Here is a 19489-nt window from a genome sequence, read left to right as displayed (position 1 = left end):
CTGGCAATTCACCCGCTGACCTCAGAGATTAGGGAGGTCGCTCGCCAGCCAGCGTCCGTTGACCTTCTCCAGGCGCAGCAGAATCGGCCCCGTCGCACTCGGCTGCACGGCGCCGTCCTTGGTGATTCCCACGGTGGTGTTCGCCAGAACCTCGGCCCGATCGCTGGTGAGCAAAGTCACACCGATCGGCTCGGTGTGAACATCGGATTTGGCCGCGGTCTGCTGGTACGCCTGTGCCACACCGTCGAGATACTTATCGGAATCGGCCAGCGCCTTACCCGTCAGCACCTTCCGGGCCGCCTCCTTGTACCCGGCGAGATTCTTGGCGTCGACCGCGTAGACGGCGCTGAGCACCTGCGCCGCGGCGGCCTTGACCTGTTCGGTCTCGGCGTTGTCGACCAGGGCCCGATTGGAATCGTCGACGCCGGGACGAAAAGCCGCCGTCACCGCGAACGCGGCCAGCAGCAGCGCGGCGACGGTGCACAGGATGGCCGGACGCCACCGCGACGGCCCGCCGCCCCTGGCGGTATCGGCGCGCCGCGGCAGCCGCCGCCGACCGGAATCGGTCCGATCCCCGACGGGCGCGGGCATGGATTTGCGCTGGTCGACGGGCCCCGGACGCCCGGCCACGCGGCGCGTGGTGGTCTTCTTCGCGGGCGCGGTACTGGTGGCGGGACGACGACGGGAGGTGACCCGATTGATCGGTCGACGGGAATTCATACTCGCTGACCTCTCTACTGTCCGGGTGTCGGTGCGGGCGCGGGCGGCGGCGGGGGCGCGGGGTTCGACGCCGGCGGCGCTTGGACGTCCACCGAGACCGGTTGACCGAGGGCCTGCACCTGATCGGCCTTCCAGATACCACCGGCCTTCACCATCTCGACCTCCCAGGTGAAGCGCAGCTTGTCGGTGGGCTTTCCGGGCGCGGACGAATCCACCTCGAAGACCACCAGCGCCGACGCGTGATCGCGTTCGCTGTTGAGTTCGGTGATGGCGGCGTCGGCGATCTTCGAGGTCGAATCGACCCCGCTCGCGGTCGCACGCTGCTTCATCTGGTCCTTGTTCTTGGTGGCCGTGTCGAGCAGATCGCCGGTCATCGACGAGCGGGCCGTGGTCAGCGAGCCGTCCACATCGGCCATCTTCATCGTGGTGATGTTGATGGCCGCCTGCCGGGCGCCGTCGAGGGCGGCATCCCGCGCGGCCGCGCGCGGACCGTCGGCGAAGTAGGCCGCACGCACCCAGCCGAAGCCGAACCAGGCCGCGGCGGCGAGCGCCACCACGGCCGCGACCGCGGCGACGGCGGTGAGCACCGTGGGCATACGCGATACCGATCGTTCGGCGGGCGCGGGCGCGACGGGCGGCGTTGCGGTCACGGGGTCGGAACTCACAGCGCCACCCTAGCGTCGTCGTATCTGCTGCCCCGTCGGCATACCGCGCTGCTCACCGCTTCGGGGTCACTCCCATGAGGGTCGCCAACTGCATGGCCACCGGGGACAGGTCCAGCTTGTCCGGATCCGTCTTGGGCTTGTCGTCCCACGGCTGATGAATGCTCGGATCGGCCAGCTCGGCCCGGGAACCGCCGCGGACGTCGGTCGGATTGCCAAAGGGCACAGTGCATTTGGCGTCGAGGTTGAGCGGGAAGTCGTCGCGGGTATCGTCGAAGTCCGGATTCTGTGCCTTCATCTGTTCGAGGATGCGCTTGGTGCCCTCGTAGCCCTGGGTACAGGCCGGCGGGTTGTTGGTCTCCAGCACCAGGCCGAAGTGGGTGGTGTTATCGCCCGGCGCCGTGGCCGAACCGCCCCACGACAGCATCGGCAGCATCTGCAGCAATGGCTTGAGCGCGTAGTACTTCGGCGAGATCGACATCGTCAGCAAGCGCAGATTCGCGAGGTCTCGGGTGAGCGGATCGGCGCTCTGCTTCAGCAGCGCATCGATCGAATTGCCCGCGTCGGTGCCGGTACCGATCAATCGGCGGATATCCGGATCGTTGGCCTTGAGTTGCACGCTGAGCTTGTCCAGGCCGTCGCTGAACTGCCGAATCGCGCTGGACTGATCGGCCTGGGTGGCCAGGACGGTCTTGGCGTCGTTGATCAGATCGATGGTCGGCTGCAGCGATTCGACGCCGGTCTGGCTGAACTTGTTCAGCGAATCGACCAGGACGCGCAGATTGTCGCCCTGCCCGTCGAAGGCCTTGCCGAGTTCGGTGACCGTCGTCGACAGCGCCCGCAGATCGGTCGTCGAGGCGAAATGGTTGACGCTGGCCAGCAGATCCTCGACCCGGATCGGGGTCTGGGCGCCGTCGATGACCGATCCGTCGTGCAGATACGGACCGCCCGAGGCGTTCGGCAGCAGGTCCACGAACTGCTCGCCGATGGCCGAGCGGTTGGCCACCACGGCCTTCGTATCCGCCGGAACCTTCGGCTTACCCGTATCCAGCTCGAGGTAGATCACCACGCCGTCGGGTGTGATGTTCATATCGTCCACCCGGCCCACCGGCACACCGCGATAGGTCACCTCGGCGCCCTTGGACAGATTGCCGGTCTCCTTGGCCTTGACCGTCACCCGGTACTGCCCGAAGCCGAGCATGTGATCGAGGCGAACGTACTTGGCGCCCACAAACACCACGCCGAGCACCGCGATCAGGGCGAAGAAGATGAGCTGATAGCGAACGAGTCTGCTCATCGCGGACCACCCACTCCCAACTGGTCGAGAATCCCCGCGATCGGATTGTTCGGCGGGGGTGGGGGCACCACGACGGCCGGGGGCAGCGGCAGCAGCGAGATCGTCGGCCAGCCCGGACGCGGGCCGTTGCCGTTGTAGTACGGATTGGCCGGATCGACGTTGATCGGCGGGTTGGTCTGGTAGAACACCGGATTCGGTTGCCCCGCACCGAGATTGGACAACGTATTGGCGATCTGCAGATCGACCACCAGCCACAGATTCACCTGACCGCCGATCGAGGCGGGAATCGAGGAGTCCGGGAACGGATAGGTCGGGATCAGCGGGAACGCGGTCACCAGATCGGGCGCCGCGCGGCCCAGCTCCTGCAGCGTCGGCCGCAGCGAGGTCAGATCCCGGATCAGGTTGTCCTTGGAGTGATCGAGGACATCGAAACCGGCCTGGCCCACCCGATCCAACTGCTTCAGCAGATCGATCAGCTGAGGGCGCTGCTCGTCGAGAATCTTGATGCCCGCGGGCAATTCGTCGAGGATCTTGCCGATCTGATCGGTCTGCTGGCCGACCCGGCTCGACAGCACGCCGAGACCGTCGATGGCCCGCTGAATATCGTCGACCTGCTTGTTCAGGCCGTCGATCAGGGTGTCGGCCTGATTCAGCAGCGAGCGCACCTTCTCCTCGCGACCGGACAATGCCTTGTTCAGCTCGACCACGACCGGCTGCAGCTGTGCCACCCCGCCGCCGTTGAGCAGCAGCGACAGCGCGCCGAGTACCTGCTCGATCTCGGTGGCGTGCCGGGTCCGCTCGACCGGGATGATCGCGCCGTCTTTCAACTGATCGGGCGCGGGATCCTGTGCGGGAGCGGACAATTCGATGAACTTCTCGCCCAGCAGATTGGACTGCCGCACCTCGGCGTGCGCGTTGGCGGGCAGCTTCACCGATGAGTTGACCACCGTATGCACGCTCGCGGTCCAGCCGTCGGGCGCCACATCGATCTTGTCGACACGGCCCACCGGCACGCCCTCGACCTTCACCGCCGACTGCGGCACCAGATCCAGCACATCGTCGAAGCGAACGTCGATACGCAGCGGATGCGCGCCGGTGTCGGCGCCACCGGGCAGCGGAATGCTGTAGATGCCGTCGGACGCGCACGAACTCACCAGCACCGTCGACAGGCCCAGAACCGTTGCGGCAGCGAGGGATCGGGTCATCCGGCTCATCGCTGGCCGCCTTCCTGCTGCGAGGGCGGCTGCCGATCCGACGGCGTGCCGGGCACGGTGCCGGGCACCGGGGCGCGCTGCTGGTTATCGCCGGACAGGATGCCGAACGGCAGGATCAGCGTCGGCGACTGCACACCCGCGGTGATCTGATCGGTGATCGTCTTGCAATGGTCCAGGATCGGGCGCATCTGGCGGCCGATCGCATCGAACTGCGGATCGCCCGGGCGCAGTTTGCTCAGATCCAGTGTCTTGCACAGCAATCCGAACGGATCCTGCAGATCCGGGAAGTTCGCGCGCATATCCAGGGTTCCGGTCTGACCGTTGTGCGCGTTGATCAGGTTGCTCAGCGCCAACGGAATCACCGGCAACGCCCGGGCCAGATCATCGCGCTGATCGGCCAGCGTCTGGGTGAGCTTGGTCAGCGAATCGGCGTTCGCGGCCACCAGATCCCGGTTGTTATCGATGAAGCGCGCGACATCGCCCAGCGCCACCGACAGCAGATTCAGCGCCTGCCCCAGATCCTGTCGCTCGCCCGCCAGGAAGCTCGCCAGATCGGCCAGCTGCGCATTGAATTGGCGCACCTGATCGTCGTTCTCGGCCAGCGTATGCACGAAGATCTGCAGATTCTTGATGGTGTCGAAGATGTCGCCGCGCGCGTCCGACAGGTACCGCGCCGCATGCGACAGCTGCGTGAAGCTGTTGGCCAGCGCGTCGCCGTTGCCGGTGAGATTCGCCGCCGACGTGCGCACCAGCTCGTTGACCGCGCCGTCCTTGTTCGCGCCGTCGGGGCCCAGGGCCTCCGACAGCTGCGAGATGCTCTGGTAGAGCCGGTCCACCTCGACCGGAGTCGCGGTGCGGTCCTTCGGAATCGTGGCATCGCGGTCCATCGTCGGCCCGCCCTTGTACACCGGGGTGAGCTGGATGAAGCGGTCCGACACCACCGACGGCGTGATCTGGGCGGCCCTGGCATCGGCTGGGATCTTGTACTTGCGATCGACGTGCATGGTGACCTTCACCTGATCGCCGACCGGCTGCACCGCATCGACCGAGCCCACCGTCACGCCGAGGATCCGCACATCCGAACCCTCGTAGATGCCGATCGACTTGTCGAAGTAGGCGGTGATCTTGGTGGTGTTGAACTGGTCGAACAGCCACCACAGCACGCCCGCGAGCACCACCGCGGCGACGGTGGCCAGGGTGATGACAATCTTTGTGCCACGGCTGGATTCACGCAGCGCGGTCAGCGGGTCCCGACGAGCGGCTTCCATCAGTTGCCTCCCAATTCCCGGACCGGCTGGCGATCACCGGGAATCTCCGGCAGGGCCGGCGGAATGTTGGTGACGACCGCGTCGAACCATCGGCCGTTGCCGAGCACGTTGGCGTAGATGTTGTAGAACGGCGCGGCCAGGGTCAGCGTCTTGGAGATGTTCTGCTGATTGTCGTTGAGCAGATCGATCGACTTCTTCAGGTTGGTCAGCGCCGGGCCGATCTGCTGTTCGTTGTCGTGCACCAGCGCGGACAGCTCGGTGGCCACCGATTTGGCGCCGGTCAGCAATTGCGCGATCGCCTGCTGGCGAATGTTGAGCTCGGCCAGCAATTGACCGCCGTTGGCCAGCAGCCGCTCGAATTCGGCATTGCGGTCGGCGAGCACCTTGGTCGTCTTGTTGGTCGCCGCGAACAGCTGCTTCAGCTGTTCGTCACGCTTGGCCAGCGTCTCCGACAGCCGCGCCACGCCATCGATCGAGCCGCGAATCTCCGGCGGGGTGCCGGAGAACGCCTCCGACAGCACCCGGAAGCTGGTGGCCAGCTGGGCGGTATCGGTCTGCTGGATCTGCTTGGCGGCATCGCTGAACGCGTCGATCACGTCGTACGGGGACACCGTGCGCGACAACGGGATTCGCCGGCCCGGATCGGCCGTACCGGAACCCTTCGGATCCAGCGCCAGATACTTCTGCCCGAGCAGGGTCTTGATCTGGATGGACGCGGTGGTCTGATCGCCGACCCAAGCATCCTTGGTCCGGAAGTCGACCAGCACCCGATCGCCGTCCAGGCGCACATCCGAGACGTCGCCGACCTTCACACCGGCGATGCGGACCTCATTCCCCTTCTTCAGCCCGGCGGCCTCGGAGAATTCGGCGGTGTACTTGGTGCCCGCGCCGATGATCGGCAGCTTGTCCAGCGAGAACGCCGCCGCGGTGATCAACACGACCAGGAACAGGCCCAGCCCACCCATGAACGCGGGGCTGCGCTTGCCCAGCAGCAGACGATCGTCCATCAGCGACCACCCTTCCCGTGACACCGCGGCGCGGGGTTGGTGTAGACGGGCTGATTCACCGTCGGCAACCCGGTCGGAACGTTCAGATCCGGCGTCTTGCTCGGATTGCCCGGTCCGGCAACGATATCCAGCCCGCACAGATAGAACTGGAACCAGGCGCCGTAACTGCCGACCCGGCCCAGCTTCTCCATCTTGACCGGCAGATTGTTCAGCGCCTGATTGACCTCGTCCCGCCGCGAACTGATCTCGCCGGTCAGCTGATTCAGGCCCGCGATGGAGCCCTGCAGCGTCGGCCGAACCGGAACCAGCAGATCCGAGGTCGCCGAGGCGAGATTGCCCAGCGACTGCACCGCCGAGCCGATCGTGCCGCGCTCGGCGTTGAGCCCGCTGACCAGCGCCTCGGTATTGACGATCAGGTCGTTGAGCTGTCCGTCGCGCGCATTGACCGCCGCCAGAACGTCATTGAGGTTCTTCACGATATCGCCGATGACCTGGTCCTTGTCGGCAATCTTGTTGGTCAGGCTCGCGGTATTGGACACCAGATCGGTGATGGTGCCCGATTCGCCCTGGAACACCTGGATGATCTCGTAGGACAGCTTGTTCACATCGTCGGCCGACAGCGTCTGGAACAGCGGCCGGAAGCCGTTGAACAGCGTGGTCAGATTCAGCGCCGGGCGGGTGCGCTCGAGCGGAATCGTGCCGCCCGCGTTCAATTTCCGGCCCTGCTGCCCGCTGCCCTGCTCCAGCGCGATATAGCGCTGGCCGACCAGGTTGCGGTACCGGATGGTGGCGGTGGTCGAGGCGGGCAGCCAGTCGCGGTCGGTCAGCTGGAAGCTGACCTCGGCCTGATCTCGGTCCACGACGGCCACCTTGGTGACCTGGCCGACGCGCACACCGGCGATGCGGATCTCGTCGCCCGAATTCAACGACGTCACATCGGAGAAGCGGGCCTTGAACGTCTTACCGCCCCCGGTGTAGTTGGCGATGGTCAGACCCAGCATCCCCGTCGCGAGCAGCGTCACCACGACGAAGATCAGCAGTTTGGTCAGCGGCGCGCCCATACCGCGCAGTCCACCGTTCATCGCACACTCACCTCGCTGCCGCGCATGGCCGGCGCCGCGATCCGGCTGATCCAGCCGGGCACCTGATCCGGCGAGACGCCGTTGGCCGCGCCCACCACCGCGCCCACGGCCCGCTGCTCGGCCGGGGATCCGGCCAGGGTCGGGGTGGCGCCGTAGACCGAGAACTGCGCGGGCGGAAGATGTCCCGCCTTCTGATCGCCGGGCTTACTGCTGGGCACCGGATAGGAACCGTCGTTGTAGGGACCGGTCGGGTACTGGCCGAGATCGATGCCGAGGGGAGCCTCCGGCAGACAGACCGGGCCGCCGGTGTCCAGCCACCGCGGCTCGTCCTGATTGGGCAGGTAGCGGCCGCGCGGGTTGACGAACTGCACATTCGTCCGCACCCCGGGCATATCGGTGCCCGGGCCGAAGATCTTGGTGATGCGCGGCTCGAGCGCCGCGAAGTTCTTCATCGTGCAGGCGTAGCTGGGTGAATAGGTGGCCAGCAGTTCCAGCGCCTCGCGCGAATCGGCCGCGACGTCGATGATGTTGTCGCGGTTGGCCACCAGAAAGTCGGCGGTATGTGAGGAGGCCGGGGTCAGCACCGAGTACAGGGTGTCGATCTGCGAGCGCTTCTGCACGATCGTGGCATTGGTGGTCCGCAGATTGTCGAAGGTGTCGACCAACTGCGGCAGCGCATCGGAGTAGGTGTCGGCCACGGTCGCGAAGTTGTGCAGATCCTCCTGCAGCGTGGGCAGCACGCCGTTGAGACCGCGGAAGATGGTGTCCAGCCGGTCGATCGTGTTGCCGAGCTCCTGGCCCTGCCCGCCGAGCGCCTGCGACAGCGCGCCCAGGGTGGAGGCCAGATACTGCGGCGGAATCGCCTGCAGCAGCGGCAGCACGCTGTCGAGCAACTGGCTCACCTCGACCGCGTTACCGCTGGCGTCCTGCTGCAGGGTCGTGCCTGCCGTGAGGTACCGGCCGCTGGGCTGCTGCGGCCACACCAGTTCGACATAGCGCTCACCGAACAGTGTCTTGGGCAGCAGCCGCGCGGTCACATTGGACGGGATCTCGTCGGCCTTACCGGGTTCGAGGGCCAGATGCAGCATCACCTTGGCGCCGGAGGATTCGCTCGAGCGGACCTCGCCGACCGTCACGCCGCGGACCTTCACATCGGCATTGCGGGTCAACGCGTTTCCGACGGTGTCGGTGATCAGGTCCACCTTCACGACCTTGACCCAGACCTTGTTGTATGCGGCAATCGTCGTCGACAGGAACAGGGCCATGACGACGAAGAACAGCACGCCGAGAGTTCGTTTACGCAGTTTCTCGGTGGCACGCCACATCAGCACTCTGCGCTCGCTCATGCTCCCCCCTCCAGCCCGTGACCGATCATGCTGTCACCCCACGGGATGATCGGAAGGCCTCCGTGGTTACGCAAGCTGCCGCCTCCGGCCTTTGACCGATCATCCCGCTACCCGAACCGTCGTGGTCGTTCCCCAAATGGCAAGGCTGAGAAAGAAATCGAGGATATTGATCAGAACGATCGAGGCGCGCACCGCACGACCCACGGCCACGCCGACTCCGGCGGGGCCGCCGGTGGCGGTGTAACCGTAATAGCAGTGGATCAGGATGATCACGAATGCGAAGACGAGCACCTTGAGGAATGAATAGAGCACATCCTCCGGTGGCAGGAACAGACTGAAGTAATGGTCGTAGGAGCCGGTGGACTGCCCGTTGAACCACACGCTGATCTGCCGGGATGCCAGGAATGTGCCCAGCAGGCCGACGATGTAGAGCGGGATCACCGCCACGAAACCCGCGATCACGCGGGTGGTCACCAGGAATGGCACGCCGGGCACCGCCATCACCTCGAGCGCGTCGATCTCCTCGGAGATCCGCATCGCGCCCAGCTGCGCGGTGAAACCACAGCCGACCGTCGCGGACAGGGCCAGCGCGGCGACCAGCGGGGCCAGCTCACGGGTGTTGATGTAGCCGGTCAGGAAGCCCGTGAGCACCGAGGAACCCAGGGCATCGAGGGCCTTGAAGCCCTGCAGGCCGACGACCACACCCACCGAGGCCGACATCATCACGACCACGCCGATCGTGCCGCCGATCACCGCGAGCGCACCCGAACCGAAGGTCACCTCGGCCAGCAGCCGCATGACCTCCTTGCGGAAGTGCACGATCGTGCGCGGGATCCAGGCGATCGCCTTGGAGTAGAACGACATCTGATCGCCCGCGCGATCGATGACGTTCAGCGGCGCGCGCAGGGTATTGCCGACGCGGCGCAGGGCGGGAGAACGCTGTGCGACACCCATATTCAGGATCCCTTGGCCGGGACGACCTGCAGGTACACCAATGTCAGAACCAGGTTGACGAAGAAGAGCACCAGGAAGGTGATCACCACGGATTGGTTCACCGCGTCACCCACTCCTTTCGGGCCGCCCTTGGGATTCAGACCCTTGTAGGCGGCGATGACGCCGGCGATCAGCCCGAACAGCAGCGCCTTGATCTCGCCGATCCACAGGTCGGGCAGCTGAGCCAGGGCCGAGAACGAGGCCAGATAGGCGCCCGGGGTGCCGCCCTGCAGCAGCACGTTGAAGAAGTAACCGCCGGCGATGCCGACCACCGCGACCAGGCCGTTGAGCAGCAGCGCCACCAGCATCATGCCGAGTACGCGCGGCACGACCAGCCGCTGCACCGGATCGATGCCCAGCACCTCCATCGCGTCGATCTCCTCGCGGATCGTCCGGGAACCCAGATCCGCGGCGACGGCCGAACCCGCGGCGCCCGCGATGATGAGCGAGGTGACGATGGGGGCGGCCTGCTGGACGGTTGCCAGCACGCTGGTCGCACCGGTGAAGGCCTCGGCGCCCAACTGCTTGATGAGTGAACCGGTCTGCAACGCCACCACGGCGCCGAACGGGATTGCGACCAGTGCCGCGGGGAGAATCGAAACGCTCGCGATGAACCACGACTGTTCGATGAACTCACGCCACTGGAAAGGGCGGCGGAATGTCTTGCGCGCTACGTCGAGTAATAGCGCGAAGATATTGCCGGCCTGTGCAAAACCCGACTCGACCGGGGTACGCAGCCGTGCCAGGGTTTGATTCACGGTGGTGAATGTTACTCGCTGGTTGTGTTCTGGCGCACGGTGGTGTCGTACGCGCCGCCCTGATATTCCGGAGCGTTGCCGGTATACGCGGGCAGTACTTGCGTATCGCCGTTCTCTTCCATGGATTCCCGGATCGCGACCTGCGCCGCATGCGGCAGCGTGTGCATGATCTCGCGGACCCGTTGGCGGCGCCGTTCCACCCCTTGGCGCACGGGCATCCCGGGGGTCACCTTCATCTGCGGAGGAATGCCCTGGATTTCGTCGATTCCGTTGTCGTAGTGGCCGGCGTCCGCGAGGGCCTGCTCACGGGCCATCTGCGCCTCATCCTTCTCTTCCGTCATGCCGATCGGGCCGACCATGCGGCCGTTCAGGAACTGCTTGACCACCGGCTCCTCGGAGGTCAGCAGCACCTCACGGGGGCCGAACATGACCAACTGTCGACGGAACAGCATGCCGATGTTGTCCGGGATCGTGCGGGCCACCTGGATGTTGTGGGTCACGATCAGGATCGTGGCGTCGATCTGGGCGTTGATGTCGAGCAGCAGCTGGCTGATGTAGGTGGTGCGGACCGGATCCAAACCGGAGTCCGGCTCGTCGACGAGGATGATCTGCGGGTCCAGGACCAGCGCGCGGGCCAGACCGGCACGCTTGCGCATACCGCCGGAGATCTCACCGGGCAGTTTGCTCTCCGAACCGAGCAGACCGGTCAGCTCGAGCTTCTCCATGACGATCTTCTTGATCTCGGATTCGCTCTTCTTGGTGTGTTCGCGCAGCGGGAAGGCCACATTGTCGAACAGATTCATCGAGCCGAACAGGGCGCCGTCCTGGAACAGCACGCCGAACAGCTTGCGGATCTCGTAGAGATCCTTGTTCGAGCAGGTGGTGATGTCGTGACCGTCGATGTAGATGTGGCCGCGCTCGGGGCGCAGCAGACCGATCAACGACTTCAAGAAGACGGATTTGCCGGTTCCGGATGGGCCGAGCAGCGCGCTGACTTCGCCCGGCGGCAAGGTCAGAGTGACATCCTGCCAAATTCGCTGAGAACCAAAGGACTTCGTAACACCTTCGGTTCTGACCTCGACGCCCACGCCAACCTCCAACAACAGAGCAAATTCCAGCGCCGGTGTGGCGCATCACACTGGGTGCGGCCACTGTATCGCATGCCGCTGGCGCAGCACACCCTATCTGACTCATGAGTAGAAAAGTTGTCGAGATCACAGCGAAAAGGGCGATCCCGTAACGGGACCGCCCTTTCTAGCAGTAAATTACTGCAAATTACTTGACGGAGACCTTCGCGCCGGCCTCTTCCAGCTTGGCCTTGGCAGCCTCGGCGGCATCCTTGGCGACCTTCTCCAGGATCGGCTTCGGGGCGCCCTCGACCAGGTCCTTGGCTTCCTTCAGGCCCAGGCCGGAGACGATCTCACGGACCACCTTGATGACCTGGATCTTCTTGTCGCCGGCACCCTCGAGGATGACGTCGAACTCGTCCTGCTCCTCGACGGCCTCGACGGCAGCGGCGGCCGGACCGGCGGCGATCGCGACCGGAGCGGCGGCGGTGACCTCGAACTTCTCCTCGAACTTCTTGACGAAGTCCGACAGCTCCAGCAGGGTCATTCCACCGATGGTCTCGAGCAGCTCGTCAACGTTGGCCATTGTGTTTCCTTTCGATATGAGGCTTCATCCCGCGGGGACGGGAAATGTATTGGTATTTCGACTTATTCGGCGTCCGCGGCCGGAGCCTCGGCGGCGCCACTCGCGTTGCGCTGCTTCTCCTCGAGAGCAGCGAACAGGCGGACAACCTGGCCGGCGGGCGCGGCGAACAGGCCGGCCGCCTTGGTGAGGTTGCCCTTCATGGCACCGGCCAGCTTGGCCAGCAGCACCTCGCGGGACTCCAGGTCGGCAATGCGCTCGACCTCGGACACGGACAGCGTGGCGCCGTCCATGTAGCCGCCCTTGATGATCAGGGCCTTGTTGTCCTTGGCGAAGGTCTTGAGCGCCTTCGCGGCCTCGACGGGCTCACCACTGATGAAGGTGATCGCGGTCGGACCGACGAACAAGTCATCCAGGCCTTCCACGCCCGCCTCAGCAGCGGCACGCTTGACCAGGGTGTTCTTGGCGACGGAGTAGGTGGCATTCGCACCCAGCGACCGGCGCAGCTCGGTGAGCTTGCCGACCGACAGACCACGGTATTCCGTGATCACAGCGGCCGTCGAGCCCTTGAACTGCTCGGTGATCTCCGCAACCGCGGTGACCTTCTCGGATTTCGCCATACTTCGCCTCCTCTCTGGATGGTCGGTTCGTTTGATGCGCTACCGACGTCCGAGGGAACAGCCCCGGCGACAAAGTAAACGCCCCGGACGCAGGGCGTCCCGGGGCGCGGAAGAAAGCGTGCGCGAGCGTACTCGCACAGATTCCCGACCTCGGCTCTCCCTGCGTGGGCCGCCAGCAATGACGCCGGACCTTCGACTGCCCGAGGGCAGCGACCAACGGTCTTCGGTAGAACGATGGGGGTGATCGCCGAACTGGCCGACGACCGTTGTTCAGAATAGCCGACCCGCGCCCATCTGCCAAAACGGCCCGGACGGCTTCGCCGCGGGGACAGGAGGGTCAATGCTCCGGCGCGCTCTTTGCGCCGGGAAACACGAAGGGCCGGTACGAAATTCGTACCGGCCCTTCGAGGCTTACGTGCTACGCGTCCTCTTCGGTGAGGTTGCGGGTGCGGTTCGGGTCCACCGGGATGCCCGGGCCGGTGTTCGTCGAAATCGTCACCTTCTTGACGTAGCGGCCCTTCGCGGTCGAGGGCTTGAGGCGCAGGATCTCGTCGATGGCGGCGCCGTAGTTCTCCACCAGCTTCTTGTCGTCGAAGGAGGCCTTGCCGATCACGAAGTGAAGGTTGGCCTGCTTGTCGACGCGGAAGTTGATCTTGCCGCCCTTGATTTCGTTGACGGCCTTGGTCACATCGGGGGTGACGGTGCCGGTCTTCGGGTTCGGCATGAGGCCACGCGGGCCCAGCACACGCGCGATACGACCGACCTTGGCCATCTGGTCCGGGGTGGCGATCGCGGCGTCGAAGTCCAGCCAGCCGCCCTGGATGCGCTCGATCAGATCCTCGGCGCCCACGGCGTCCGCACCGGCGGCCTCGGCCTCGGCGGCCTTGTCGCCGACCGCGAACACGATGACGCGGGCGGTCTTACCGGTGCCGTGCGGCAGGTTCACGGTGCCGCGGACCATCTGGTCGGCCTTACGCGGGTCGACACCGAGACGGACGGCGACCTCGACGGTCGCGTCGGTCTTCTTGGTGGAGGTCTCCTTCGCCAGCCGCGCGGCGGTCAGCGGGGTATACAGCTGATCGCGGTCGACCTTGGCGGCCGCCTCGAGATAGGCCTTGCTTCGTTTTGCCATGTTGGTCTGTCCTTGTCTGAGTCAGTAGTGGTGCGGGACTGGCCGTCCCTCCCACGGAGCCGTTCATCCCTCGTGTCGACGAGGGACGAAGTCACTCGGCGATGGTGATACCCATCGAGCGAGCGGTGCCGGCGATGATCTTCGCCGCGGCGTCGATGTCGTTGGCGTTCAGGTCTTCCTGCTTGGTCTTGGCGATCTCGCGGATCTGATCCATGGTGACCTGGGCGACCTTGTTGCGGTGCGGCTCGGGCGAACCCTTCTGCACACCAGCGGCCTTGAGCAGCAGCCGAGCGGCGGGCGGAGTCTTCAGCTTGAAGCTGAACGAGCGGTCTTCGTAGACCGTGATCTCGACCGGGATGACGTTGCCACGCTGCGACTCGGTCGCGGCGTTGTACGCCTTGCAGAACTCCATGATGTTGACGCTGTGCTGACCCAGCGCGGGACCCACCGGCGGGGCGGGAGTCGCCTGGCCGGCCTGGATCTGGAGCTTGATGAGCCCAGCGACCTTCTTCTTCTTCGGGGGCATCTTTCTTCCTTGGTTTGTTTTCTTGCGTTATTGCAAGTCTTTAGATCTTCGCGACCTGGTTGAAGCCGAGCTCCACCGGGGTCTCGCGACCGAAGATCGACACCAGCACCTTGAGCTTCTGCTGTTCGGTGTTGATCTCGGAGATGCTGGCCGGCAGCGTCGCGAACGGGCCGTCCATGACGGTCACCGACTCGCCGACCTCGAAGTCGACCTCGATCGTCGGCTTCGGCGCGACGGCGGTCTCGGACTCGTTGGCCGCGTTCGCGGCGGCGGGCTTCTTCTGCTGCTCCTCTTCGGGCAGCAGGAACTTCGCCACATCGTTGATGGACAGCGGCGAGGGCTGCGAGGTCGCGCCGACGAATCCGGTGACGCCCGGGGTGTTGCGCACCGCGCCCCACGACTCGTCGTTCAGGTCCATGCGCACCAGGATGTATCCGGGCAGCACCTTCTCCTGAACGTTCTTGCGCTGACCGTTCTTGATCTGGGTGACCTGCTTGGTGGGGACCTCGACCTGGAAGATGTAGTCCTCCAGACCCAGGTTCTGCACGCGGGTCTCGAGGTTGGCCTTCACCTTGTTCTCGTAGCCGGCGTAGGAGTGCACGACGTACCAGTCGCCGGGGGCGCGGCGCAGCGCCGCCTTCATCTCCGCGATCGGATCGGAGGGTGCGTCGGCGGGCTCCGCGGGCGGCGCGGAGTCCTCGTCGGTCGCCTCGGCGGTGGTCTCTTCCACCACGTCCTCGACCGGGGACTCTTCGTATGTGCCGTTCTCCGGGGTGCTCACTGGGCACTCGCTTCCTGTGTCGTCACTAACTTCCTCTGCGTGCCGGATGAGAGATCCGGCGGATGGCACCGCCCACAGGACGGTGACCGGCGCCAGACGGTCAGCTAGCCGAACAGCCAGTCGACGCCCTTGACGAACGCCAGATCCAATCCGTAGATGAACGCGACCATGAAGACCACGAACACCAATACCACGCTCGTATAGGTGACCATCTGCTTACGGTTGGGCCAGATCACCTTGCGTAGTTCCGCGACTACCTCGCGCAGGAACTTCACCAGGCGCTTGAGCGGATTACCCGCACCGCGGCCGGTCTTCTTACCGACCGGCTTGGACGCCTTTCGCGATGCCGTATCGCTGGGAGCGCTACCGTTGCGCTCGATCGTGGCGATCGAGCCGGTATCGCTCTGAGAGGTGCGAGCCCGCCGAGTCGACCGCTTACCGCTCGGTCGATTCACCGCGGTGCCATCGTCATCGGCCGCATGCGAGCCGTGGCGAATGTCCCGCTCGTCGCTCACGTCGATTCCTCTCGTCGCTGGCATTCGGTGCAGGGGCGACAGGACTTGAACCTGCAACCTGCGGTTTTGGAGACCGCTGCTCTGCCAATTGAGCTACGCCCCTTCGGCTGGACATCTTCAGCTTATCCAGCACCGTTCCTGTTCAGTTGTGTTCCGGGAGCCACACAATACGCGCGCCGCCCCTTGCAGAGCAGCGCGCAGCGACTGGCGACCCCAGATTCCCGAGTCTACGTTACCGGCCCGTCGGACCGCCAATCGGCCTGTCAGGACAGCTGTACCGTGGCGGTCGCGCGCCCGAAGATCCTGCGCCCCTCCGACTTCGCGGTGATCGCCACGACGGCCGTACGGGTCTCGGGGTCGGTCGACTTCACCTTGCCGGTGTACTCGATCTCGGCCGGGGCGTCCGCGGGGACGTACACCATGCTCGTGAAGCGCACGTTGTACTCCTTGACCGCACCCGGATCACCGAGCCATGAGGTGACGAAACCGCCGCCCAGACCCATGGTGAGCATGCCGTGCGCGACCACGTTGTCCAGGCCGACGCGCTTGACGACCTCATCACTCCAGTGGATCGGATTCGGATCGCCCGAGACGCCCGCGTAGTTCACCAGATCGCCGCGCGTGAGCTTGACGATCCGCGGCGGCAGTTCGTCGCCCTCGGCGACATCCTCGAAGCGCAGCGCGCGCGTACCGCCCGCGGCCTCGGGGAGGCTGGCGACCGGCGGCGCGGGTTCGCTGATCGGCGGGACGGCGGCCGGACGCTCGGCGGTCTCGACGCCGCCCTGCATCAGCACGTTGCGGGCGATATCGCGGAGATTCGGATCGATATCGGCACCGCTGCGGCCGGCGAGCGTCGTGTAGGTGGTGAGCACCAACTCGTCGCGCGAGGTCACGATGTTCTTGGTGACGATCATGTCGGCGCCGCCCGGCGCCTGACGGAAGGAGTGCAGATAGACATCGCAGACGAGCCGGTCGCCGACGCGGATCGGGCGATGGAACTCCAGCGTCTGATCGGCCTGCATGATCTGGCTGAGGTCGTAGCCGGTGACAACCTGCTCGAACAGCCTGCTCTGCGCCAGGATTCCGACGAGGGAGATGAAGGTCAGCGGGGCCAGCAGCCCGTCGTAGCCGTGCTCGCGGGCGGCCTCGTCGTCCCAGTGCACGGGGTGATAGTCCTGGACGGCGCGGGCATACTCACGCACCTTCTCACGACCGACCTCGTAGTGGTCCTCGACGCGGTAGTGATGACCGACCATGGCCGCCGCGTGGGCCGCGGGGTCGAACGGCTCGTCGGTGGCGATATCCGTCTCGATCTCGGTGTTGATTGTCACGGAAGGCTGATCCCTATCTGACCCCGCTACCGGGAGTCCGAGGAGCGCTCACTACCGCACTTACACCAAGTGCCGGAGCGGGTCGAAAACCTGCTCCGGCACGTTACCTACGCGGCAGCTTGCACGCGTGGTGAAGTTAGCGAGACTCGCGGTGCGCCCGGTGGGTGCCGCAGTTCGGGCAGAACTTCTTCAGCTCGAGGCGGTCCGGGTCGTTACGCCGGTTCTTCTTGGTGATGTAGTTGCGATGCTTGCACTGCTCGCAGGCCAAGGTGATCTTTGGCCGGACATCGGTGGACTTCGCGGCCACGATTATGCCTTCTTTCCGGTCAACCTAAGGGGTTAATCAGTATGGGTAGCGATGGCCGGACTCGAACCGGCGACACAACGATTATGAGTCGTTTGCTCTACCACCTGAGCTACACCGCCATTACACGGTATTGCAGTGGTGTCGCCGTCACGGCCCATGGAGTGCCGAGTCGGTCACCACCGGCAATCCGGCGAGCCCCCTAACGGAATCGAACCGTTGACCTTTTCCTTACCATGGAAACGCTCTGCCGACTGAGCTAAGGGGGCGCGACTGCAGGCGCTCCGCGTGTCGATCTCTCGCACCCGGGGCGCCGAAGCCTTGAACGAGGTTACACACAGACCGGCCCCCGCTCCAAACCGTGTGGTCAGAAGCCATTTTGAACGCCCGCTCGAGCGGCGTGCGGCGAACCGGGCCCGAAAACAGAAGACCCTCACGGTGATCCGTGAGGGTCTGCGGGTGGCGGATGAAGGATTCGAACCTCCGTAGCTTGCGCGGCTGATTTACAGTCAGCTCCCTTTGGCCGCTCGGGCAATCCGCCAGGTCGCGCCGTGACAGCGCGGTGATGAGAATACAACGAAGACCGGCAGGAGATGCAAACCGGCAGGCCAGCGGCGCATCCCCTACCGGATACCGGATCGACTACCGCGCGCCGGGCGACTAGCGTCGGTCGGTCGGGGTAGAACATCTCCCTACGAACCTCGAGCCCATGAGACAGGAGCGCAGTGTGGCCGATTCGTCATTCGATGTCGTCAGCAAGGTCGATCGCCAGGAGGTCGACAACGCCCTCAACCAGACGGTGAAGGAGCTGAGCACCCGCTACGACTTCCGCGGCACCGGCGCGAGCATCGAATGGTCCGGGGAAGAGAAGATCGTGCTGTCGGCCGAATCGGAGGACCGGGTCAAGGCGGCCCTGGATGTCTTCAAGGAGAAGCTGATTCGCCGGGACATCTCGCTCAAGGCCTTCGACGCCGGCGATCCGCAGGCCTCGGGAAAGGTGTACAAGATCACAGGCACGGTCAAGGAAGGCATCTCCACCGAGACCGCGAAGAAGATCGCGAAGCAGATCCGTGACGAGGGCCCCAAGGGCGTGAAGGCCCAGATCCAGGGCGAGGAGCTGCGGGTCAGCGCCAAGAGCCGCGATGATCTGCAGGCCGTGATCGCGATGCTGAAGCAGGCCGACTTCGATGCCGCGCTGCAGTTCGTGAACTACCGCTAGCGGCTCAGTACCGCCGCGGCCCGCCTGCCATCTGTTCCAGCCGGGCGATCCGATCGGCCATCGGGGGGTGGGTGGAGAACCAGCGGGCCATCCGGTCCCCGTTGCGGAACGGATTGGCGATCATCAGGTGGGACTGGGCGGTCAGCTGGGGCTCAGGCGGCAGGGGGGCCGCCTGGGTGCCGCTCTCCAGCTTGCGCAGTGCCGAGGCCAGGGCCAGAGGATCGCCGGTGAGCGCGGCCCCGTCCGCGTCGGCCTGGTACTCGCGCGAGCGCGAGACGGCCAGTTTGATCAGGCTGGCGGCGATCGGTCCCAGGAGCGAAACCAGCAGCACGCCAATGATATTGGGCCCCTCGCCGTTGCGGTTGCCGCCGCCGAAGGCACTGGCGAAGAAGGCCAGATTGGCCAGACCCGAGATCACCGCGGCCAGCGCGCCGGCCACCGAGGAGATCAGGATGTCGCGGTTGTAGACATGCGACAGCTCATGCCCCAGCACCGCGCGCAGCTCACGCTCGTCGAGGATCTGCAGGATGCCGCTGGTACAGCACACCGCCGCATGCCGCGGACTGCGGCCGGTGGCGAAGGCGTTGGGGGCGTTGGTCGGGCTGATGTAGAGCCGCGGCATGGGCTGCCGCGCGGACGTCGCCAGCTCGCGCACGATCTTGTAGATGACCGGCGCCTCCAGCTCGGACACCGGCTGGGCATGCATCGCCCGCAGCGCCAACTTATCGCTGTTGAAGTACGCGTAGGCATTCATGCCCACGGCCAACAGGACCGCGATCAGCAGAATGGCCGGGCTCCGGAACATCGCTCCGGCGAAGACGATCAACGCCGACATGCCGACCATCAACCCGAAGGTCTTCAACCCATTCCCGTATCCGTGCATGGCTCCTCCGCCTCTCCGCGTCTCAGGCCGTACCAGTCGGGTGCCACGAGGGTTGGTCACAGGTCCTGCGCGGGGAATCCACTCACCTTCTGGGCGTACCCGGCGAGTTACCCATGTGCTCACGAAATCCGCCGTCGCCTGGCGATTCCCCAGGTGCACAACTCATACTTCCTAGCGCATT

21 protein-coding genes and 4 tRNA genes are annotated in these 19489 nt (G+C 65.3%); 1 reads left to right on the top strand and 24 read right to left on the bottom strand.

Annotated features, from left to right (window positions below; genetic code table 11):
- Window positions 1-21: 21 nt before the first annotated feature.
- The 23 genes from ACIA76_RS25130 to ACIA76_RS25020 form a co-directional block, all read right to left on the bottom strand.
- Window positions 22-720 carry a hypothetical protein gene (locus tag ACIA76_RS25130; protein WP_397154685.1) on the bottom strand — a complete coding sequence of 233 codons (699 nt, stop codon included), beginning with the start codon at window positions 718-720 and terminating at the stop codon, window positions 22-24.
- A gap of 14 nt (window positions 721-734) precedes the next feature.
- Window positions 735-1385: a hypothetical protein gene (locus ACIA76_RS25125; RefSeq protein ID WP_397154683.1), complete on the bottom strand. Its 651-nt coding sequence runs from the start codon at window positions 1383-1385 to the stop codon at window positions 735-737.
- A 52-nt stretch (window positions 1386-1437) separates the two neighbouring features.
- A complete protein-coding gene (locus ACIA76_RS25120) occupies window positions 1438-2679 on the bottom strand; it encodes an MCE family protein (RefSeq protein ID WP_397154681.1) in 1242 nt (413 codons plus the stop codon).
- Window positions 2676-3884: an MCE family protein gene (locus ACIA76_RS25115; protein ID WP_397155063.1), complete on the bottom strand. Its 1209-nt coding sequence runs from the start codon at window positions 3882-3884 to the stop codon at window positions 2676-2678. Before ACIA76_RS25115 ends, ACIA76_RS25120 begins: the two co-directional genes overlap by 4 nt.
- A gap of 5 nt (window positions 3885-3889) precedes the next feature.
- Entirely contained in the window at window positions 3890-5161 is a 1272-nt protein-coding gene (locus ACIA76_RS25110) for an MCE family protein (RefSeq protein WP_397154680.1), read from the bottom strand.
- Complete coding sequence (locus ACIA76_RS25105; RefSeq protein WP_397154678.1) at window positions 5161-6168, bottom strand: MCE family protein; 1008 nt, start codon at window positions 6166-6168, stop codon at window positions 5161-5163. Before ACIA76_RS25105 ends, ACIA76_RS25110 begins: the two co-directional genes overlap by 1 nt.
- The gene (locus tag ACIA76_RS25100; RefSeq protein WP_397154676.1) at window positions 6168-7250 is read right to left on the bottom strand and encodes an MCE family protein; all 1083 of its coding nucleotides are present in this window, start codon (window positions 7248-7250) and stop codon (window positions 6168-6170) included. The genes ACIA76_RS25105 and ACIA76_RS25100 overlap by 1 nt, the downstream gene beginning before the upstream one ends.
- Window positions 7247-8575 carry an MCE family protein gene (locus tag ACIA76_RS25095; RefSeq protein WP_397155061.1) on the bottom strand — a complete coding sequence of 443 codons (1329 nt, stop codon included), beginning with the start codon at window positions 8573-8575 and terminating at the stop codon, window positions 7247-7249. The genes ACIA76_RS25100 and ACIA76_RS25095 overlap by 4 nt, the downstream gene beginning before the upstream one ends.
- A 120-nt stretch (window positions 8576-8695) precedes the next feature.
- The gene (locus tag ACIA76_RS25090; protein WP_397154674.1) at window positions 8696-9550 is read right to left on the bottom strand and encodes an MlaE family ABC transporter permease; all 855 of its coding nucleotides are present in this window, start codon (window positions 9548-9550) and stop codon (window positions 8696-8698) included.
- A 2-nt stretch (window positions 9551-9552) separates the two neighbouring features.
- Entirely contained in the window at window positions 9553-10347 is a 795-nt protein-coding gene (locus ACIA76_RS25085; RefSeq protein ID WP_397154672.1) for an MlaE family ABC transporter permease, read from the bottom strand.
- Between the two features lie 11 nt (window positions 10348-10358).
- Window positions 10359-11435 (bottom strand): ABC transporter ATP-binding protein, encoded by a 1077-nt coding sequence (locus tag ACIA76_RS25080; RefSeq protein ID WP_397154671.1) that lies wholly within the window; start codon window positions 11433-11435, stop codon window positions 10359-10361.
- Window positions 11436-11622: 187 nt separating this feature from the next.
- Window positions 11623-12000 carry a 50S ribosomal protein L7/L12 gene (gene rplL / locus ACIA76_RS25075; RefSeq protein ID WP_397154669.1) on the bottom strand — a complete coding sequence of 126 codons (378 nt, stop codon included), beginning with the start codon at window positions 11998-12000 and terminating at the stop codon, window positions 11623-11625.
- Between the two features lie 62 nt (window positions 12001-12062).
- Complete coding sequence (rplJ, locus tag ACIA76_RS25070; RefSeq protein WP_397154667.1) at window positions 12063-12617, bottom strand: 50S ribosomal protein L10; 555 nt, start codon at window positions 12615-12617, stop codon at window positions 12063-12065.
- Between the two features lie 418 nt (window positions 12618-13035).
- On the bottom strand, window positions 13036-13749 hold the full coding sequence (rplA, locus tag ACIA76_RS25065; RefSeq protein ID WP_397154666.1) for a 50S ribosomal protein L1: 714 nt from the start codon (window positions 13747-13749) through the stop codon (window positions 13036-13038).
- Window positions 13750-13840: 91 nt separating this feature from the next.
- Window positions 13841-14275, bottom strand: coding sequence for a 50S ribosomal protein L11 (gene rplK, locus ACIA76_RS25060; protein WP_397154664.1), 435 nt, complete (start codon window positions 14273-14275; stop codon window positions 13841-13843).
- A 40-nt stretch (window positions 14276-14315) separates the two neighbouring features.
- Entirely contained in the window at window positions 14316-15056 is a 741-nt protein-coding gene (nusG, locus tag ACIA76_RS25055) for a transcription termination/antitermination protein NusG (protein WP_397154662.1), read from the bottom strand.
- Window positions 15057-15160: 104 nt separating this feature from the next.
- On the bottom strand, window positions 15161-15571 hold the full coding sequence (gene secE, locus ACIA76_RS25050; RefSeq protein ID WP_397154660.1) for a preprotein translocase subunit SecE: 411 nt from the start codon (window positions 15569-15571) through the stop codon (window positions 15161-15163).
- A 30-nt stretch (window positions 15572-15601) separates the two neighbouring features.
- Window positions 15602-15674: transfer RNA gene (locus tag ACIA76_RS25045), tRNA-Trp, on the bottom strand.
- A gap of 160 nt (window positions 15675-15834) precedes the next feature.
- A complete protein-coding gene (locus ACIA76_RS25040) occupies window positions 15835-16902 on the bottom strand; it encodes a fused (3R)-hydroxyacyl-ACP dehydratase subunits HadA/HadB (RefSeq protein ID WP_397154658.1) in 1068 nt (355 codons plus the stop codon).
- Window positions 16903-17038: 136 nt separating this feature from the next.
- Complete coding sequence (gene rpmG / locus ACIA76_RS25035) at window positions 17039-17209, bottom strand: 50S ribosomal protein L33 (RefSeq protein WP_011211653.1); 171 nt, start codon at window positions 17207-17209, stop codon at window positions 17039-17041.
- Between the two features lie 46 nt (window positions 17210-17255).
- Window positions 17256-17328 (bottom strand) — tRNA-Met (locus tag ACIA76_RS25030).
- Between the two features lie 74 nt (window positions 17329-17402).
- Window positions 17403-17475: transfer RNA gene (locus ACIA76_RS25025), tRNA-Thr, on the bottom strand.
- 191 nt (window positions 17476-17666) lie between these two features.
- Window positions 17667-17747: transfer RNA gene (locus ACIA76_RS25020), tRNA-Tyr, on the bottom strand.
- A 186-nt stretch (window positions 17748-17933) separates the two neighbouring features.
- On the opposite strand from ACIA76_RS25020, the gene ACIA76_RS25015 reads away from it, so the two are divergent.
- Window positions 17934-18425, top strand: a complete 492-nt coding sequence (locus ACIA76_RS25015; RefSeq protein WP_397154656.1) for a YajQ family cyclic di-GMP-binding protein — start codon at window positions 17934-17936, stop codon at window positions 18423-18425.
- Between the two features lie 4 nt (window positions 18426-18429).
- On the opposite strand, the gene htpX is transcribed toward ACIA76_RS25015, so the two are convergent.
- A complete protein-coding gene (gene htpX, locus ACIA76_RS25010; RefSeq protein ID WP_397154654.1) occupies window positions 18430-19308 on the bottom strand; it encodes a zinc metalloprotease HtpX in 879 nt (292 codons plus the stop codon).
- Window positions 19309-19489 lie beyond the last annotated feature (181 nt).

This window comes from Nocardia sp. NPDC051570, from assembly GCF_044454005.1.
Classification (GTDB): domain Bacteria; phylum Actinomycetota; class Actinomycetes; order Mycobacteriales; family Mycobacteriaceae; genus Nocardia.
Note: the sequence above shows the minus strand (reverse complement) of the source record. Positions and strands in the feature narration are given on the sequence as shown.

What these genes read in the sequence shown, in the direction of transcription:
- ACIA76_RS25110 (WP_397154680.1), bottom strand. Translation starts at nt 5,161, where the DNA reads ATGGAAGCCGCTCGTCGGGACCCGCTGACCGCGCTGCGTGAATCCAGC.
- ACIA76_RS25095 (WP_397155061.1), bottom strand. Translation starts at nt 8,575, where the DNA reads ATGTGGCGTGCCACCGAGAAACTGCGTAAACGAACTCTCGGCGTGCTG.
- ACIA76_RS25115 (WP_397155063.1), bottom strand. Translation starts at nt 3,884, where the DNA reads ATGACCCGATCCCTCGCTGCCGCAACGGTTCTGGGCCTGTCGACGGTG.
- ACIA76_RS25130 (WP_397154685.1), bottom strand. Translation starts at nt 720, where the DNA reads ATGAATTCCCGTCGACCGATCAATCGGGTCACCTCCCGTCGTCGTCCC.
- ACIA76_RS25105 (WP_397154678.1), bottom strand. Translation starts at nt 6,168, where the DNA reads ATGGACGATCGTCTGCTGCTGGGCAAGCGCAGCCCCGCGTTCATGGGT.
- rplA (WP_397154666.1), bottom strand. Translation starts at nt 13,749, where the DNA reads ATGGCAAAACGAAGCAAGGCCTATCTCGAGGCGGCCGCCAAGGTCGAC.
- ACIA76_RS25090 (WP_397154674.1), bottom strand. Translation starts at nt 9,550, where the DNA reads ATGGGTGTCGCACAGCGTTCTCCCGCCCTGCGCCGCGTCGGCAATACC.
- ACIA76_RS25120 (WP_397154681.1), bottom strand. Translation starts at nt 2,679, where the DNA reads ATGAGCAGACTCGTTCGCTATCAGCTCATCTTCTTCGCCCTGATCGCG.
- htpX (WP_397154654.1), bottom strand. Translation starts at nt 19,308, where the DNA reads ATGCACGGATACGGGAATGGGTTGAAGACCTTCGGGTTGATGGTCGGC.
- rplK (WP_397154664.1), bottom strand. Translation starts at nt 14,275, where the DNA reads ATGCCCCCGAAGAAGAAGAAGGTCGCTGGGCTCATCAAGCTCCAGATC.
- rplL (WP_397154669.1), bottom strand. Translation starts at nt 12,000, where the DNA reads ATGGCCAACGTTGACGAGCTGCTCGAGACCATCGGTGGAATGACCCTG.
- ACIA76_RS25100 (WP_397154676.1), bottom strand. Translation starts at nt 7,250, where the DNA reads ATGAACGGTGGACTGCGCGGTATGGGCGCGCCGCTGACCAAACTGCTG.
- rplJ (WP_397154667.1), bottom strand. Translation starts at nt 12,617, where the DNA reads ATGGCGAAATCCGAGAAGGTCACCGCGGTTGCGGAGATCACCGAGCAG.